Consider the following 17,540-nt stretch of genomic DNA (forward strand, 5'->3'; position numbering starts at 1 on the left):
CAAGCTCCCTCGCCACTAGGAACCCCTTATCCAGCGTAATAACCAGGGTGTTCAAGATCAGCCAACAACCCCGGGCCGCTTGGTGTCCAGCCCAGCAAGGCACGGGTGTACGCGCTGGACACTGCCATGTTCGCGCCCGCCATGTGGGCGAACCAGCCGAAATGCTCGCGCTCGCGGGATTCCACCGGCAACCCCAGGCCACGACCGATCACCTGGGCAATGTCCTTGAACGGCACGGCCTCGTCGGCGACGGCGTGGTAGACGGATTGCGTCACGCCCTGCTCCAGCGCCAGCCGATAGACCCGGGCTGCGTCCAGTCGATGCACGCCCGACCAGCAGTGGACGCCGTCCCCGAGATAGGCCGAAACGCCCGTCTCCCGGGCCAGGCGAATCAGGATCGGCACGAACCCATGGTCGCCGAGGCCATGGACCGAGGGCGCCAGTCGCACCGTCGCCACACGCACCCCACGCTCGGCCAGGTCCCGGGCAGCGGCTTCGGACTTGCGGGGCGAAGCCGGGCTCACCACTTCCAGTTCACTCGCGCCCTGCGTCAATCCAAACAGCCCCGACGTCACCAGCAACGGCCGGTCGGAGCCTCGCAACGCGTCGCCCAACGTTTCGATGGCGCGGCGGTCCTGCTGGGCATTTTCGGCGAATCGCGAGAAGTCATGATTGAACGCCGTGTGAATCACCGCGTCCGCCGCCGAGGCGGCGCTGTGCAAGATCTCGAGATCATCCAACGTGCCTGAAATCACCTTCGCGCCTGTCGCAGCCAGTGTCGCGCCTTTTTCTTCGCATCGGGCCAGGCCCGTGACCCGATGCCCGGCGGCGATCAGATCCTGTACCACGGACGCCCCAACCCAGCCCGTGGCACCGGTAACGAATACGTGCATATGCAACGCTCCTGTTCTAAAAAAACCGAACCGAAAATCTTCTATAACCCATCGAAGACTCAGAATTTGTATTGAACTTGTGCTTGCCGTCCTCTCAGCAACATCAGGGCCACCCCTAAAGACAGCCCAACGGCAATGGCGCCGCCCAGGTAAACCGCACCAATACCCCAGCCACTCGCCAACAAACCGGCCAGCGGACTGGTGATGCCCAGGGAAATATCAAGAAACGCGACGTAGGCCCCCATGGCGAGACCGCGTGCCTGCGGTGGCGCACGCCGTACCGCTTCCACGCCGAAGCCGGGAAACGCCAGGGAATAACCGAAGCCAGTGAAAGCCGCCCCCAAATAAGCCATGGTCGCGGTGTCGGCGCTCCAGATCAGCAGCAACCCAACGGTTTCGATCAATACGCAGACCAGCGCGACGCGAGCGCCGCCAATCTTGTCCGGAAGGTGCCCGAAAAGCAGGCGAGCAGCGATGAAAGCCACACCGAACGCCGTGAACGCCAAGGAAGCGTTGCCCCAATCCCTGGCCGCGAATAACAGGGCAATGAACGCCGTGACGACACCAAAGCCGACGCTGCAAAACGCCAACCCCATGCCGGGAACCCATACAGCACCGAGCATCGTGTAGAACGGTGTACGCCGGGTCGCCGTAGGGGCGACAGCGCGCACGCCCGCGACAATCGCCAAGGCCAACAGAGGAATGAACATCGAGGCCATGGCAATGCCCGTGAATCCCCAGCCGCCATTCAACGCCACGCCAAGCGGAGCGCCCAGGGCATAGGCGCCGTACATGGCGATGCCATTCCAGGCCATGACCTTGCCGGCATGCTGCGCCCCCACCAGGCCGATGCCCCACCCCAGCGCACCGGTGACAATAAGGCTTTCGCCAATTGCCAGCAGCACCCGACCGCCAGACAAAAGCCAGACCGACGTGACTGGCGCAGCAACGAACGCCAGGGAAAGCAGATAGACCAGCCCTGAAACCGCGGCTGTCACCAGCCCGGTCATGACGGCGCGTTTCCCACCGCGCATGTCGGCAAAATTGCCGGCCCAGGCCCGTGACAACAGCGCAGCGGCGAACTGCGCCCCGACCACCAGGCCAATCACCAGCGTGCCCATGCCCAGCGCGTCGTGCAGATGGAGGGGCAAGACAGGCAACTGCATGCCGATCGTGAGGAAACCGATGAATACGGTCAGAGTGAGCGGCAACAGCTTGAGTACCGGATTGGCCTCGACGGCTGCCTTAGGCGCCGAAGAAGCGCCGATATGAATATTGTCTTGTGTCATAACCCTACCCACGGAAAGGATGCGATATGACGTTGAACGCTGCCGGAGGAGCCGACTAGAATGCGATCAATTCGTCGCATTCAAGATACGAACAATCCGTCGCATTTCCTATTCGCATTCCCTGCCGAGGTTCATGCCCACATGTCCGAACGCTCAAGCCCGCAGATTTCCTCGCGTAAACAGCCGCAACAGGCACGCTCCACCGAGCTCGTCGCCGCGGTTCTGGAAGCGGCTGTTCAGGTTCTGGCGACCCAGGGCGCGGCACGTTTCACGGTGGCCCGGGTTGCCGAGCGAGCTGGCGTGAGCGTCGGCTCGGTGTACCAGTACTTCCCGAACAAAGCGGCGATCCTGTTCCGCCTGCAAAGTGATGAATGGCGACAAACCAGCGATATGCTGCGCGAGATCCTTGAAGACAACCTCAAGCCGCCCTTCGAGCGCCTGCGTACCCTGGTGCAGGCGTTCATCCAGTCCGAATGTGACGAAGCCCAGATACGCGTCGCCCTCAACGACGCCGCCCCGCTCTACCGCGACGCTCCCGAGCACCAGGCCGCGCGGATGTCGGTGCAGCAGTCGGTGGATGCTTTCATGCTGCAAGCATTGCCAGACGCCCCGGCACAAACCCGCAACCTGGCAGGTGACCTGGTCATCAGCACGCTCAGTGCCGTGGGTAAGCGCTTCTCATCAGCGCCCCGCTCTCCTTCGGACGTTGCCATCTACAGCGATGCCATGGCCGATATGTTCTGCGCCTACCTTGCAAGCTTGCAGCGCCCCCGTTGAGACCGCTGCCTGCTGACAGTTCGTCAGCCATGCTCCAGTGACAGCCTGCCAACACTTTTACTACACTCCCTGATCTTGTTTCCCTCCGCTACGAGACGTCCCCTCACGATGAAAACCATAACAAGTTCGATGACGTTCTGTGGCCTGTTGGCGCTCTCTTGCGGCGCCTTGGCCGAACCGACACCTTCACTACTGGACCAGGTCCTGCAACGCGGCGAACTGAAGGTGTGCACCACCGGCGACTACAAGCCCTATACCTTTAAAACCGCAACCGGCGAATACGAAGGCATCGACATCGACATGGCGCGCTCGCTGGCCGCCAGCCTGGGCGTCAAGGTGCAATGGGTACAGACCACCTGGAAAACCCTGATGCCGGATACGGTTGCCGGTCAATGCGACATCGGCATGGGTGGGATTTCGGTGACGCTGGAGCGCCAGAAGAAAGCCTATTTCAGTGACACCCTGGACGTGGATGGCAAGATCCCGCTGGTGCGTTGCGAAGACAAGGAGCGCTACCAGACCCTCGAGCAGATGAACCAGCCTTCGGTGCGTCTTGTCGAGCCGGCAGGCGGCACCAATGAAGCCTTCGTCCGGGCGTTCCTGCCCAACGGCCAGTTGAACTTCCACGACAACGTGACCATCTTCCAGCAACTGCTGGACAAGAAAGCCGACGTGATGATTACCGACGCGTCAGAAGCGCTCTACCAGCAAAAACTCAAGCCCGGCCTGTGCGCGGTCAACCCGACCCGCTACCTGCAATATGGCGAGAAGGCCTACCTGCTGCCTCGGGATGACAACACCTGGAAGATGTACGTCGATCAGTGGCTGCACCTGAGCAAGGCCAATGGCAGCTACCAGAAAGTGATTGGGCAGTGGTTGGCCGTTCCCGCCGCCCAATGATCGTTCGCTGAGAAACAAAGCCCTGTGGGAGCTCGCTCGCGATGGCGTCAGGTCAGCCGCATTGATGTCGACTGACACACTGCAATCGCGAGCAAGCTCGCTCCCATAAGGGACCTGTGACGGGGTCTGCTCCGGACAGGCCCATTCGCCTCACTGTGCCGCGCGCACCTTGGCGATTTCCTCGTACATCGTCTTCACCAGGTCGCCATCCAAGGATTTGGCGAACTTGTCGACTACCGGTTTCACCCGCTCACGAAAGCGATCTTTCTCCGCCGGGGTGACTTCGTTCACGGTCATGGCACCGGCCAGCGTCACTTTGGCCTTGTCCATGCTCGCCGCCGTGACTTCACGCTGGAACTTCTGTGCCTCAGTGGCAGCCGAGCGAATCATCGCCTTCTCATCGTCGTTGAGACGGTTCCAGGTTTTCTGGCTGATGATCAACGACTGCGGGTTGAAGATGTGGCCCGTGACGGAGAGATACTTCTGCACCTCGTAGAACTTGTTGCCCTCAATCACGGTGAACGGGTTTTCCTGACCGTCGATGGTGTGCTGCTCAAGGCCCGTGTAGACCTCGGGGAACGCCATCGGCACCGGGTTGGCACCCAGGGCGGAGAAGGTCTCCAGGTAGATCGGCGACTGGATCACGCGAATCTTCAAGCCCTGCATGTCTTCAAGCTTGGTCACCGGGTGCTTGCTGTTGGTCAGGTTACGAAAACCCAGGTCCCAATAACCCAGCGCGACCAGCCCTTTGCTGTCCAGTTGCGCGGCCAGTTTCTGTCCGACCGGCCCATCGATGACCGCATGGGCTTCCTCGACGTTGTTGAACAGGAACGGGAAATCGAGCATGGCATAATCCGGTGCCTGGGCGGCCAGGATGCCGGAGTTGAGCACGGTGATGTCCAGCGTGCCGCCCTGCAACGCCGACACCGTTTGCACATCACCGCCCAGCGTACCGCCTGGGAACAGGCGGACCTTGATCTTGCCACCGCTCTTTTCGCTGAGCAGGTCGGCGAACTTCTGCGCGCCCTGGCCTTGCGGATGCTCCTTGACGTTCTGGAAGGCGAATCGCAAGGTGCGTTCGCGGATTTCATCTGCGTGACTGACCACGCTACCCAGCAGCAGTCCCGTTGCGCACGCCCCGGCCAATAGGGTTTTCATCAATTGTCCCATGTCACTCTCCGATCATTATTGTTTTAAGGTCGAGCTAGCCAGCACCGGTGTTATCCGGTGAAGAATTTCAACGGTCCCAGGACCAATTGCGGAAACAGGACCAACAAGAACAGCACCACAAACTGCGCAAACATGAACGGCCACACCCCACGCACGATTTCCTCGAAGTCCAGCTTCGCCACCCCGCAGACCACGTTGAGCACCGTGCCCACGGGAGGCGTGATCAGGCCGATGGCTGTGTTGATCAGGAACAGCACGCCGAAGTACACCGGGTCGATCCCCGCCTGGATGACCGCCGGCATCAGCACCGGGGTGAGGATGAGGATGGTCGGGGTCATGTCCATCACCGTTCCCACCAGGATGATCAGTGCCATCATCACCAGCAGCAGTAGGGTCTGGTTGTCCATGAAAGGCGCCAGCATTTCCGCCAACTGGCCCGGCAGATCGGCGATGGTCACCAGCCACGATGAAACCATGGCCGCCGCCACCAGCAGCATCACCACCGAGGTGGTCTTGGCGGAGGACAGAATCACTTCGTACAACTGGCTGACTTTCATTTCCCGGTAGATCACCAGGGACACGAACAACGAATAGACCGCCGCGACCACGGCGGCTTCCGTGGGGGTGAAGACGCCGAACTTGAGGCCCAGGATGATGATCAAGGGCAGGCCCATCGCCCAACTGCCGTCGAGCAACGTGCGCAGCACTTCGGCACGGGAACGCTTGGGCGGTGTCTCGACGTTCTCGCTGCGGGAGATGTACCACCAGGCAACAGCCAGCGAAGCCCCCAGCATCAGGCCCGGCACAATACCGGCCAGGAACAGCTTGGAAATCGACACCCCGGACGCCACGCCAAAGACGATGAAACCGATGCTCGGCGGAATGACCGGTGCGATGATGCTACCGGCGGCGATCAGACCGGCCGAGCGCCCTCGGTTGTGCCCGGCCAGCACCATCATCGGCACCAACAAAGCCGCCAGTGCCGCCGCATCGGCCACGGCCGAACCGGAGAGCGACGCCAACAGGCAGGAAGCGATGATCGCCACGTAACCCAGGCCTCCGCGCTTATGCCCCACCAGCGCCATGGCGATATTGACAATGCGTTTGGACAGGCCGCCGACGTTCATGATTTCGCCGGCCAACATGAAGAACGGCACGGCCATCAGCGGGAAGCTGTCCGCGCCGTTGAGCAGGTTCTGGGCGATGATTTGCGCGTCGAACAGATCCAGGTAGAACATCAACGCCACACTGACCACCAGCAAGGCAAACGCGATGGGCATGCCCAGTGCCATGCTGCCCACCAGAGACCCGAGGAAAATAACCAGCGTCATGGGCGGGTACTCTTTGTAGGGTTATGGGCAATGGGGTCATGGGTGAGCACCTCGGCATCGTTGTCCTTGACCATCACCAACTCGTCATCCCCCAGCTTGCCGAACAGCGCCAGGTAGAGCTCGTAAAGCAGGATCGCCGCGGCACTGGCGCCAAACACCAGGCCGGCACCATAAAACAGCGCCATGGACAATCCTGACGCCGGAGCAACGACATTCAGGTTGATCGCAGCCTGTTGCCAGCTGCCACTGAAAATCAGCCAGCAGATGTACAACATCAAAAGATGACTGATGACCAGGCAGATACGCTTGCCTGCCGGCGGCAAGCGCTTGACCAGGCTGTCCATGCCCAGGTGAGCACGGTCCTTGAGCGCCACCAGGGCACCGAGAAAAATCATCCAGACGAAGAACCAGCGCGACAGCTCCTCCGACACACTGATGCCCGAGTTGAAGGCATAGCGCAGCACCACATTGCCGAACACCAGCAAGATCATCGCGACCATGCATAGCACGATCAGCAGCTTGAGCAGCTTGAAATACAGATTCACCACTTTTGTCATCTTGAAGGCCTCAGAGGCTTGTCGAGCGCCCACACCCTACTGGCGCGATAAAACCGCAACAGTATGGGGTCGCTATAGGATCGAACCTGGGAGACTGGAAGATGCGCTGCAAAGACGGATCAAGGAGAAAGCTTGCGCTGCTCGGGTAGGCATGGGTGTTCCTCTATTTTTATTATGGTCTTTGCCTCGTCGGGCGAGACAGCTGTCGCTAAAATGTACCACCCGGTTAGTTTGGTCAATATCCCAGGCTGGCGCACACTGCAAAGCGTGCGATTATCGACCAGACAATTGGCGTTTTTCATCGCATTGAGCTGCCACGCCAACAAGATTTGTATCGGTTTGTATAGGAAACGCGGCCTGATACGAAATGATGGATTTCGTCCCTTCTTGGCACACATCGTCGATACATCTGCGCGTTTAACTGTGATCACCGGACAGCAACACATTCGTTGCCACCGGCCCACTCAATCAAGCGCAAGGAGAATCACCATGTTCAACTTCTCGAAACTTTCGTCTCTTGCAATCGCCCTGACACTGGTTGGCGGCGTCGGCCTGTCGAACGCAGCCTCGGCAAAAAGCGCCCCGGCCCAGGCTGCGCATCAACTGGCTGAAGGCGGGTCTGATCGTTTGATCCAGAATCGCGTGGCCGAGGGCGGCTCTGATCGCTTGATCGAGAATCGTGTGGCCGAGGGCGGCTCCGATCGCTTGATCGAGAATCACGTGGCTGAAGGCGGGGCTGATCGGTTGCAGGAGTTGCGTGAACGTAGCGCGGTGTGAAGCGATTTTGTGGCGAGGGAGCTTGCTCCCGTTGGGCTGCGTAGCAGCCCCCTGCCCCCTCCCGCTCGTTTAGTCACCGGTCGGCTGATTTTGCGACTACTTCGCAGTCGAACGGGAGCAAGCTCCCTCGCCACAAAAGCGGATGGCGACTCATGGCTTGTGGCTCAAACCTCAGGGCTTGATGTTCTTCAGCTCATTGAGCAACCCGAGCAACTGCTCCATCTTTTCCTCGCCAAACTGCTCTTCGATCCGTCGATAGTTGCCTTCCATGCCCTCGCTCATGGACACGAAGCACTGCTGGCCGCGCTCGGTCAGCCCGACAAAGACCCGCCGCTGATCCTGGCTGGACTTCTGCCGCCGCACCAGACCGTCACGCTCCAGGCGACTGAGTACACCGGTCATGCTCGGTTTGAGGATGCACGCCTGGTGGGCGAGCTGATGGCTTTCCAGCTCCCCTTGCTGATGCAGGATGCGGATCACCCGCCATTGTTGTTCCGTGAGGTCATGCTGGTTCAGCGCAGGTCGAAAAAAAGCCATCGCCGCTTCGCGGGCTTGCAACAGCGTCAGGGTCAATGAGGGTCTGGGGTTGGCCATGTTCGAACTGTGTGGATGGGCGAGTCGGCAGCTTAGTGTCGCTATCACAGCGCTGCAAGCGCTCAGCGCAACCCTGATTGCCGCTGGCGATACTCCCCCGGCGTGAGTTGGGCGTAACGCTGGAAAAACCGACTGAAATACGCCGGGTCCTTGAACCCGAGTTGGTAGCAGATTTCATTGGCCGAGCTGCCGGTGAACAGCAACAGGCGCTTGGCCTCCTGCATCAGCCGCTCCATGATCAGGCGCTTGGAAGGCAGGTCGGCGATGCGTCGGCACACGTCATTGAGGCGCGCCTCGGTCACGCCGATGCCTTCGGCGTAGCGCGATAACGGCCAATGCTGCAGGTAGTGGGCCTCGATCAACTCGTTGAAGCGGTGAAAGATCTTCAGGTCTTCATGCCGGGCCGGCCTGGCCTCCAGGGAGTTGGAACATAACCGCAGCAGGCTGATCATGATCAGCCGCGTCAACGCGTCCAGTGTTGCGCTGCGCCCCGGGCGCCCGGCCGTCACCTCCTCGCTCAACTCCTCGAACAGGTACTCCAACCGCCGCACCTCCCCCGCCTGCCCAGGCCCCAGTTGCGCCAGCGCTACGCAGGCCGCCGGCATTTGCACGCCCGCCGGCGCCAGGCTTGGGTCGGCGTCGATCAACTGCCACACCAATTGCTGGCGCACCGTCAGCACATGCCCGTCACTGTCGGCCTCGGTCACGAAGGAATGGGGAATGGTCGGTGGCGTGAGGAAGAACATCGGCCCGGATTCGACGTACTGCTGGTCATCGAGATATACGCGCACGGTGCCGCTCTTGACGTAGTGCACCTGGAAGAACCGGTCGTGACGATGAACCGGCATGTTGCGACCGAAAAAATCCGCCAGGTTGGCGAGTCGGTCGTAATGCACTTCGGCATCGCTGTAGCGCTGGTCGTACACCTGACCAATGTTGATGTTGGGGATCGGCTGACGGTCAGTCATCACGCAGTACTCATTTTCTTATTCTGGTCCAGATACCTGCCGCATTCATCCTGCACCGAATCCGGCAAGGCAACCAGTGCCCGCTCATTCTGTCACGCTTGACGATAGTTAACATCTTAATTATAACTGTTAACACATTAACAATAACCGCAGAGCCCTCACCCTCTGCATCGCCAGGAGACAAGCATGAGCCGTGCCCTGCATGACGTCGCGACCGGCACCCTGTTCGGGGTCGCGCTGAACTACCAGGGGCTGCTGAAACAGCGCCTCGCCGAGTTCGAGCAACCGCCCTACCAAAAACCGCCGCTCAAGCCCGTGCTGTTCATCAAGACCCCCAACACCCGCAACTGGCACGGTGCCGAGGTGGTTCACCCCGGTCGCGGCGAAACACTGCAACCAGGGCCGGCGCTTGGCGTGGTCATGGGCAAGTCAGCCAGTCGCGTCAGCGCCGCCGAAGCCCTGGACTACGTGGCCGGCTACACCCTCATCAATGAATTCAGCCTCCCGGAAGACAGCTATTACCGCCCCGCCGTCAAGGCCAAGTGCCGGGACGGCTTCTGCGCCATGGGCCCGGAACTGGTGCCCACCACTCAGGTGTCCGACCCTCACAGCCTGGCGATCACGCTGTACGTCAACGGCGAGGTTCGCCAGCAGAACAGCACCGCCAACTTCGTTCGCAACATTCCCCAACTGATCGCCGAGATCAGCGAGTTCATGACCTTGCATGCTGGCGACGTGCTGATCACCGGCACGCCTGAAGGCCGGGTCGACGTACTGCCCGGTGACCGTGTCGAAGTAGACATCAGCGGCCTGGGTCGTCTGGTCAATATCATCGTGGCCGAGGAAACAGGAGCAGGTTCATGAAACACGCGCGCATTCGTTTTGAAGGCCAGGATCAAGCCGTCACCGTTGAAGCTCACAACGCGGTACGCCTGGCGGACGGTCGCCTGCTGGCCGAGGACCAGGTCCAGTGGCTGCCACCGGCCACCGGCAGCATGTTCGCCCTGGGCCTGAATTATGCCGATCACGCCGCCGAGCTGGCGTTCAAGCCGCCGACCGAGCCCCTGGCATTCATCAAGTCCCCCGGCACCTACACCGGCCACAACCAGGCGACCTGGCGTCCCGACAACGTCGCCTACATGCACTACGAGTGCGAGCTCGTGGCGGTCATCGGCAAAGCGGCGCGCAACGTCAAGCGCGAGGATGCGTTGGAATACCTGGCCGGCTACACCGTGTGCAACGACTACGCGATCCGCGATTACCTGGAAAACTACTACCGCCCCAACCTGCGGGTGAAGAACCGTGACGCGACAACGCCCGTCGGCCCATGGATTGTCGATGTGGCCGATGTGCCGGACCCGAGCAACCTGACGCTGCGCACCTGGATCAACGGCCAGTTGCGCCAGGAAGGCAGCACGAAGGACATGATTTTCGATATCCCGTACCTGATCGAATACCTGTCCAGCTTCATGACCTTGCAACCCGGCGACATGATCGCCACTGGCACACCGGAAGGCCTGGCGGACGTGGTGCCCGGTGATGAAGTGGTGGTGGAAGTGGAAGGCGTCGGTCGCCTGGTCAATCGAATTGTCAGCGAAGCCGAGTTCTTCGCATCCCGTAAAGAGGCTTGAGCAGCATGATCAAACACTGGATCGACGGCCGTGAGGTCGAAAGCAAAGACGTCTTCGTCAACTACAACCCCGCCACCGGCGAGGCCATCGGCGAAGTCGCCAGCGGCGGCGCCGAGGAAGTCGCCCAAGCGGTCGCGGCAGCCAAGGAAGCGTTTCCGAAATGGGCCAATACCCCGGCCAAGGAACGCGCCCGGCTGATGCGCAAGCTCGGTGAACTGATCGAGCGGAACGTGCCGAAGCTGGCCGAACTGGAAACCCTCGACACCGGTTTGCCGATCCACCAGACCAAGAACGTGCTGATCCCGCGGGCCTCCCACAACTTCGATTTCTTTGCCGAAGTCTGCACGCGAATGGACGGTCACACCTATCCGGTCGACGACCAGATGCTCAACTACACCCTGTACCAACCGGTGGGTGTCTGCGCGCTGGTATCGCCCTGGAACGTACCGTTCATGACCGCGACCTGGAAAACGGCACCGTGCCTGGCCCTGGGCAACACGGCCGTGCTGAAGATGTCCGAACTGTCGCCGTTGACCGCCAACGAGCTGGGGCGCCTGGCCGTCGAGGCCGGCATTCCCAATGGCGTATTGAACGTGATCCAAGGCTACGGCGCCACCGCCGGCGACGCGCTGGTGCGCCACCCGGATGTACGGGCGATCTCCTTCACCGGGGGCACCGCCACCGGCAAGAAAATCATGCAGACCGCCGGGTTGAAAAAGTACTCGATGGAACTGGGCGGCAAGTCGCCGGTACTGATTTTCGAAGACGCCGACCTGGAACGCGCCCTCGACGCCGCGCTGTTCACGATTTTTTCCCTCAATGGCGAACGCTGCACCGCCGGCAGCCGGATCTTCATCCAGGAAAGCGTCTACCCGCAATTCGTGGCCGAGTTTGCCGCCCGCGCCAAACGCCTGATCGTCGGTGATCCGCAGGACCCGAAAACCCAGGTCGGTTCGATGATCACCCAGGCCCATTACGACAAGGTCACCGGCTACATCAAGATCGGCCTCGAAGAAGGCGCCACCCTCCTGGCCGGTGGCCTGGAGCGTCCGACCAATTTGCCTGCCCACCTGAGCCGCGGCCAGTTCATCCAGCCGACGGTGTTCGCCGACGTCAACAACAAAATGCGCATCGCCCAGGAAGAAATCTTCGGCCCGGTGGTGTGCCTGATCCCGTTCAAGGATGAAGCAGAGGCCCTGCAACTGGCCAACGACACCGAATATGGCCTGGCTTCGTACATCTGGACCCAGGACATTGGCAAGGCCCATCGCCTGGCCCATGGCATCGAGGCCGGCATGGTGTTCATCAACAGCCAGAACGTGCGCGACCTGCGCCAGCCTTTCGGCGGCGTGAAGGGTTCCGGAACCGGCCGCGAAGGCGGACAGTACAGCTTTGAAGTGTTTGCCGAAATCAAGAACGTTTGCATCTCCATGGGCAGTCATCACATACCGCGATGGGGTGTTTAACCCAAGGTAAGTGATGAACCCTGTGGCGAGGGAGCTTGCTCCCGCTGGGCTGCGAAGCAGCCCCGCTTTTCCTGACGATTGCTGCGCAATCGAGCGGGAGCAAGCTCCCTCGCCACAACTCATCATCAAGACCCGATTCACCGATTATCCAAGATCCAACAAGAACAATCTTTTCAGGAGAATCATCATGGGCGAAGTCGTCCTGGCTGCGAAAATCTGCCACGTTCCCTCGATGTACCTGTCGGAGCTGCCCGGCAAGCACCACGGTTGCCGCGCCGCCGCGATTGCCGGCCACAAGGAAATCGGCCGTCGCGCCCGTGAGCTGGGGGCCGACACCGCCGTGGTGTTCGACGTGCACTGGCTGGTCAACAGCGCCTATCACGTCAACAGCGGCGCGCACTTCAAGGGCATCTACACCAGCAACGAGCTGCCGCACTTCATCAAGAACATGGAGTACGAATACTCAGGCGCTCCGGAACTGGGCGAGCTGATCGCCGCCGAGGCCAATGCCGCCGATGTGCGCACCCTGGCCCACAACATCCCAAGCCTTGAACTGGAATACGGCACGCTGGTGCCGATGCGCTACATGCACATGGACGTCCCTCAGGAACAGAAATTCGACGTCGTATCGATTGCTGCCTGGTGCGCCTGGCACCGCCTGCAAGACAGCTTCACCTTCGGCGCCGCCGTGCGCCGGGCCATCGAAAAAAGCGACCGCAAGGTCCTGGTGCTCGCGTCCGGCTCGCTGTCGCACCGTTTCTCCGACGATCGCAACGCTGAAGCCAACATCCACAACTGGACGCGGGAGTTCGACAAGCAGGTCGACCTGCACGTCGTCGAGATGTGGCGCCAGGGCCGCTGGAAAGAGTTCTGCGCGATGCTCCCGGACTACGCCGAACACTGCTTCGGCGAAGGCAAGATGCATGACACGGCGATGCTGCTGGGGTTGCTCGGCGGGCCGGACTACGACAAGCCTGCCGAAATCATCACCGAGCCTTTCGGCAGCTCCGGCACCGGCCAGATCAACGCCATTTTTCCAGTCTGAACAGCAGCTGCAAGCCGCAAGCTACAAGCTGATCGCTTGCAACTTGCCGCTTGTAGCTCACCACTCAAAGCTGCCGACGCAGGAGGCCTCATGCCGCATTTCATCGCCGAATACACCGACAACATCGAACAACAAGCCGACCTGCCCGACCTGTTTGAAAAGGTCCACACCTTGCTGGGCGACAGCGGGGTGTTCCCCCTGGGCGGCATCCGCAGCCGGGGCGTGCGCCTCGACACCTGGCGCATGGCCGACGGCAAGCACGACTACGCCTTCGTACACATGACCTTGAAAGTCGGCCACGGCCGCGACCTGGCCACGCGCCAGAAAGTCGCGGAAAAACTCTTCGAGGTGATCACCGCGCACTTTGCCGAGCTCCAGGCCCAGCGCCTGCTGGCCCTGTCGTTCGAGATGATCGAGCTGCACGAACAGCTCAATTTCAAGGCCAACAACGTCCACGCCTTCCTCAAGGGCCAGGCCACCTGAATCCGTCTGCCTCGCGTTCCCCATCGGCCTCTCTGACAAAAAGTACAAGATCATGAGCACAGCCCATACCGCCAACACCGCCGGCACCGTCGCGCACGACCGCACCCATGCCACCATCACCTGGCGGCTGATGCCGCTGCTGCTGGTCTGTTACCTCTTTGCCCACCTTGATCGCATCAACATCGGCTTCGCGAAGATGCAGATGAGCGCCGACCTGCAGTTCAGCGACACGGTCTACGGCTTCGGCGCAGGGCTGTTCTTCATCGCCTATGCGCTGTTTGGGGTGCCCAGCAACATGGCCCTGGACCGGGTCGGTCCGCGGCGCTGGATCGCCACGCTGATGGTGGTCTGGGGCGCTTTGTCCAGCGGCATGTTCCTTATCGACAGCGCCGCCGGTTTCTACGTGTTGCGCTTTCTGCTGGGCGTGGCCGAGGCCGGTTTCTTTCCTGGCATCCTGGTCTTTCTCAACCGTTGGTATCCGGCCCGGCGCCGGGCCCAGGTGACCGCGTTGTTCGCCATCGCCGTGCCGATGGCCGGGGTGATTGGCGGGCCTTTGTCCGGCGGCATTCTCGAGCACTTCCATGATGTTGGCGGTTTGCGTGGCTGGCAGTGGATGTTCGTCATCGAAGGGCTGCCGGTGATCCTGCTCGGCCTTGTTGTGCTCAAGTGCCTGCCGGACGATTTCGAGACGGTCAAGTGGCTCACACCGCACGCCAAGCAGCAGCTGCGCGAACAACTGAGCCTTGAAGAACAGCGCAAATCCATTACCTCGTTTTCGGCGATTCTCAACAATCCGCAGGTCTGGTTGTTGGTGGCGGTGTACTTTGCCGTGATGTTGGCGGTGAATACCCTGGCCTTCTGGATGCCCACCCTGATCCATGGCGCCGGCATCGGCAGCGACGGCAAGGTCGGGCTGCTCAGCGCGGTGCCCTACCTGGCCGGCTGTTTCTTCATGATCGGCTGCGGGCGCTCCTCCGACCGCCATCGCGAACGTCGCTGGCATCTGTGCGTACCGCTGTTGATGGCCGCGCTGGGCATTGCGGTCACCGGGTTCTCACCCGGCAATCCAATCCTGGTGCTCAGCGGCCTGATTGTCGCCGGCATGGGCGCCAGTGCGGCGTTGCCGATGTTCTGGCAGCTGCCGCCAGCCTTCCTGTCCAACGGCACCCAGGCCGCCGGTATCGCGCTGATCAGCTCCTTCGGCAGCATCGCCTCATTCTTCGCGCCCTACCTGATCGGCTGGATGCGCGACACCACCCAGAGCGCCAGCCTCGCCTTGTATGCGCTGGCCCTGCTCATCGCCCTTGGTGGCTTGCTGGTGCTGCGCACCCAGGCCGCCATCGTCAACCCTCAATAAGAGACCCTTGCCATGCTTGACCAGAACCTCATCCAACAAGCCGCCGCCCGCCTCGACCATGCCGAACGCTCCCGCGAGCAGGTGCGGCAGTTTTCCCTCGATCACCCGGACATCACGATCGAGGATGCCTACGCCATTCAGCGCGCCTGGGTCGCGCAGAAAATCAAGGACGGTCGCAAGCTGGTCGGCCACAAGATCGGCCTGACCTCCCGGGCCATGCAGGTGTCGTCGAACATCACCGAGCCGGACTACGGCGCGCTGCTGGACGACATGTTCTTTGACGAAGGCACCGACATCCCATTCGAGCGTTTCATCGTGCCGCGGGTGGAAGTGGAGCTGGCGTTCATCCTCGGCAAGCCATTGAAAGGCCCGAACGTGACGGTGTTCGACGTGCTCGACGCCACCGAATGGGTGATTCCGGCGCTGGAAATCATCGATGCGCGCATCCAGCAGATCGACCCGCAGACCAAGGCGACCCGCAAGGTGTTCGACACCATTTCCGACAACGCCGCCAATGCCGGCGTGGTCATGGGTGGTCGCGCCGTACGCCCGACCGAGATCGACCTGCGCAGGGTACCGGCGGTGCTGTACCGCAACGGCGTGATCGAAGAGTCCGGCGTCTCGGCGGCGGTGCTCAATCACCCGGCCAAAGGTGTGGCCTGGCTGGCGAACAAGCTGGCGGCCTATGACGTCACCCTGCAACCGGGACAGATCATCCTCGGTGGTTCCTTCACCCGCCCCGTGGCAGCCAACCCCGGCGATACCTTCCATGTCGACTACGACATGCTCGGCTCCATCGCCTGCCGTTTCGTCTGATCGGAGACCGTTTCATGGACATGCCCATCAATAAATTCAAGCAACGCCTGCGCAGCGGCGAGGCGCAGATCGGCCTGTGGCTGGGGCTGGCCGATGCCTACTGTGCGGAACTGGCGGCCAACGCCGGCTTCGACTGGCTGCTGATCGACGGTGAACACGCGCCCAACGACTTGCGCACCTTGCTCGGCCAGCTCCAGGCCGTGGCCCCCTACCCCAGCCAGCCGGTGATACGCCCAGTGATCGGTGACACGGCGCTGATCAAGCAAGTGCTCGATATTGGCGTGCAGACCCTGCTGGTGCCGATGGTGGAAAGCGCCGACCAGGCGCGCGAACTGGTGCGCGCCATCCACTACCCGCCCCATGGCGTACGTGGTGTCGGCAGCGCACTGGCCCGGGCGTCACGCTGGAACAGCATCCCCGGTTACCTCGACAAAGCCGACGAACAGATGTGTCTGCTGGTGCAGATCGAAAGCCGCGACGGCCTGGCCAACCTGGACGCCATTGCCGCGGTGGACGGTGTCGATGGGGTCTTTATCGGCCCGGCGGACCTGAGCGCCTCCATGGGTTTTCGCGGCAACCCCGGCCACCCGCAGGTACAAGCGGCCATCGAAGACGCCATCGCCCGCATCCGTCAGGCCGGCAAGGCAGCCGGGATTCTCAGTGCCGATGAAAAACTGGCCCGGCGCTATATCGAACTCGGCGCGGCGTTTGTCGCGGTGGGCGTGGATACGACGGTGTTGATGCGGGGCTTGCAGACATTGGCGGCGACGTTCAAGGACACACCAAAGCCTGCGGCTGGCGGTGTGTACTGACAGCACCACAAACCCCGTGGCGAGGGAGCTTGCTCCCGCAGGGTCGCGAAGCGCCCCCCTTGAATCCGACAGTGAATTCAAGACTTTTGGGCCTGCTGCGCAGTCCAGCGGGAGCAAGCTCCCTCGCCACAAAAGCAGACCAGCCTCAGCGCCTGATCGCCTTCAGGTCATTGAGCAACCCCAGCAACGTCTGCAATTTTTCCTCCCCTAACTTGTCCTGCAAGCGCTGATAGTTCGCTTCCATGCTCTGGCTCATCGAATCGAAGCTCGCCTGCCCTTGCGGCGCCAGGCGCACCAGCACCCGGCGCTGATCCTGTTCAGCCTTGCGCCGCACCACCATGCCCGCCACCTCCATGCGCACCAGCACGCCGGTCATGCTGGGCTTGAGGATGCAGGCCAATTCGGCCAGGCGATTGATCTCCAGCTCATCGTGCTGGCTAAGAATGCGGATGACTCGCCATTGCTGCTCGGTCAAGCCATGTTGATTGAGGGAAGGCCGGAAAAAGCCCATGGCCGCTTCACGGGCCTGGAGCAGGGTCAGGGTCAAGGATTGGCGCGGCTTGGGCATGGATGGGGTTCGCGAGAAGAGTTAGTTAATGAGTTAACTAAATCTTAACAGCTCCAACCCATGTCGGACCATCCGTTCACAGAATCTGAATCAAGCGATGGCCTCT

General features: G+C 61.3%; 19 protein-coding genes. 11 read left to right on the top strand and 8 right to left on the bottom strand.

Annotated elements, in window-relative coordinates:
- Positions 1-26 precede the first annotated feature (26 nt).
- Positions 27-893: an SDR family oxidoreductase gene (locus tag V7773_RS29380; RefSeq protein WP_336076389.1), complete on the bottom strand. Its 867-nt coding sequence runs from the start codon at positions 891-893 to the stop codon at positions 27-29.
- Between the two features lie 59 nt (positions 894-952).
- On the bottom strand, positions 953-2,182 hold the full coding sequence (locus V7773_RS29385; protein ID WP_336076390.1) for an arabinose transporter: 1,230 nt from the start codon (positions 2,180-2,182) through the stop codon (positions 953-955).
- Positions 2,183-2,323: 141 nt separating this feature from the next.
- Here V7773_RS29385 and V7773_RS29390 point away from each other — a divergent pair, with 141 nt between their 5' ends.
- Positions 2,324-2,959, top strand: a complete 636-nt coding sequence (locus V7773_RS29390) for a TetR family transcriptional regulator (RefSeq protein ID WP_336076391.1) — start codon at positions 2,324-2,326, stop codon at positions 2,957-2,959.
- Between the two features lie 108 nt (positions 2,960-3,067).
- The gene (locus tag V7773_RS29395; RefSeq protein ID WP_336076392.1) at positions 3,068-3,859 is read left to right on the top strand and encodes a transporter substrate-binding domain-containing protein; all 792 of its coding nucleotides are present in this window, start codon (positions 3,068-3,070) and stop codon (positions 3,857-3,859) included.
- 150 nt (positions 3,860-4,009) lie between these two features.
- Here the strand turns inward: V7773_RS29395 and V7773_RS29400 are convergent, their stop codons facing one another.
- Genes V7773_RS29400 through V7773_RS29410 form a run of 3 tightly spaced genes read right to left on the bottom strand, consistent with a single transcriptional unit; the run spans position 4,010 to position 6,917 of the window.
- Positions 4,010-5,029, bottom strand: coding sequence for a TRAP transporter substrate-binding protein (locus tag V7773_RS29400; RefSeq protein ID WP_336076393.1), 1,020 nt, complete (start codon positions 5,027-5,029; stop codon positions 4,010-4,012).
- A gap of 50 nt (positions 5,030-5,079) precedes the next feature.
- Positions 5,080-6,360 (bottom strand): TRAP transporter large permease subunit, encoded by a 1,281-nt coding sequence (locus V7773_RS29405; protein WP_336076394.1) that lies wholly within the window; start codon positions 6,358-6,360, stop codon positions 5,080-5,082.
- Entirely contained in the window at positions 6,357-6,917 is a 561-nt protein-coding gene (locus V7773_RS29410) for a TRAP transporter small permease (RefSeq protein WP_336076395.1), read from the bottom strand. The genes V7773_RS29405 and V7773_RS29410 overlap by 4 nt, the downstream gene beginning before the upstream one ends.
- A gap of 489 nt (positions 6,918-7,406) precedes the next feature.
- On the opposite strand from V7773_RS29410, the gene V7773_RS29415 reads away from it, so the two are divergent.
- On the top strand, positions 7,407-7,694 hold the full coding sequence (locus tag V7773_RS29415; RefSeq protein ID WP_336076396.1) for a phage infection protein: 288 nt from the start codon (positions 7,407-7,409) through the stop codon (positions 7,692-7,694).
- A 171-nt stretch (positions 7,695-7,865) separates the two neighbouring features.
- Here the strand turns inward: V7773_RS29415 and hpaR (V7773_RS29420) are convergent, their stop codons facing one another.
- A complete protein-coding gene (gene hpaR, locus V7773_RS29420; RefSeq protein WP_063321373.1) occupies positions 7,866-8,288 on the bottom strand; it encodes a homoprotocatechuate degradation operon regulator HpaR in 423 nt (140 codons plus the stop codon).
- A gap of 62 nt (positions 8,289-8,350) precedes the next feature.
- Positions 8,351-9,256 (bottom strand): 4-hydroxyphenylacetate catabolism regulatory protein HpaA, encoded by a 906-nt coding sequence (hpaA, locus tag V7773_RS29425; protein WP_018613304.1) that lies wholly within the window; start codon positions 9,254-9,256, stop codon positions 8,351-8,353.
- A gap of 186 nt (positions 9,257-9,442) precedes the next feature.
- Here hpaA and V7773_RS29430 point away from each other — a divergent pair, with 186 nt between their 5' ends.
- The 8 genes from V7773_RS29430 (at position 9,443) to hpaI (ending at position 16,866) form a co-directional block, all read left to right on the top strand.
- Entirely contained in the window at positions 9,443-10,120 is a 678-nt protein-coding gene (locus V7773_RS29430; RefSeq protein ID WP_336076397.1) for a fumarylacetoacetate hydrolase family protein, read from the top strand.
- On the top strand, positions 10,117-10,887 hold the full coding sequence (locus tag V7773_RS29435; RefSeq protein ID WP_336076398.1) for a fumarylacetoacetate hydrolase family protein: 771 nt from the start codon (positions 10,117-10,119) through the stop codon (positions 10,885-10,887). Before V7773_RS29430 ends, V7773_RS29435 begins: the two co-directional genes overlap by 4 nt.
- A gap of 5 nt (positions 10,888-10,892) precedes the next feature.
- Positions 10,893-12,353, top strand: a complete 1,461-nt coding sequence (hpaE, locus tag V7773_RS29440; RefSeq protein WP_336076399.1) for a 5-carboxymethyl-2-hydroxymuconate semialdehyde dehydrogenase — start codon at positions 10,893-10,895, stop codon at positions 12,351-12,353.
- A 187-nt stretch (positions 12,354-12,540) separates the two neighbouring features.
- Positions 12,541-13,398, top strand: a complete 858-nt coding sequence (gene hpaD / locus V7773_RS29445) for a 3,4-dihydroxyphenylacetate 2,3-dioxygenase (protein WP_063321378.1) — start codon at positions 12,541-12,543, stop codon at positions 13,396-13,398.
- A gap of 90 nt (positions 13,399-13,488) precedes the next feature.
- On the top strand, positions 13,489-13,881 hold the full coding sequence (locus tag V7773_RS29450; protein ID WP_092141235.1) for a 5-carboxymethyl-2-hydroxymuconate Delta-isomerase: 393 nt from the start codon (positions 13,489-13,491) through the stop codon (positions 13,879-13,881).
- 52 nt (positions 13,882-13,933) lie between these two features.
- Entirely contained in the window at positions 13,934-15,238 is a 1,305-nt protein-coding gene (locus tag V7773_RS29455) for an MFS transporter (protein WP_336076400.1), read from the top strand.
- Between the two features lie 12 nt (positions 15,239-15,250).
- Positions 15,251-16,054: a 2-oxo-hept-4-ene-1,7-dioate hydratase gene (gene hpaH, locus V7773_RS29460; protein ID WP_336076401.1), complete on the top strand. Its 804-nt coding sequence runs from the start codon at positions 15,251-15,253 to the stop codon at positions 16,052-16,054.
- A gap of 14 nt (positions 16,055-16,068) precedes the next feature.
- Positions 16,069-16,866 carry a 4-hydroxy-2-oxoheptanedioate aldolase gene (hpaI, locus tag V7773_RS29465; protein WP_336076402.1) on the top strand — a complete coding sequence of 266 codons (798 nt, stop codon included), beginning with the start codon at positions 16,069-16,071 and terminating at the stop codon, positions 16,864-16,866.
- A 145-nt stretch (positions 16,867-17,011) separates the two neighbouring features.
- On the opposite strand, the gene hpaR (V7773_RS29470) is transcribed toward hpaI, so the two are convergent.
- Positions 17,012-17,434, bottom strand: a complete 423-nt coding sequence (gene hpaR / locus V7773_RS29470) for a homoprotocatechuate degradation operon regulator HpaR (RefSeq protein WP_336076403.1) — start codon at positions 17,432-17,434, stop codon at positions 17,012-17,014.
- Positions 17,435-17,540: the final 106 nt, after the last annotated feature.

The organism is Pseudomonas sp. 3JA (assembly GCF_036961705.1).
Classification (GTDB): domain Bacteria; phylum Pseudomonadota; class Gammaproteobacteria; order Pseudomonadales; family Pseudomonadaceae; genus Aquipseudomonas; species Aquipseudomonas fluorescens_Q.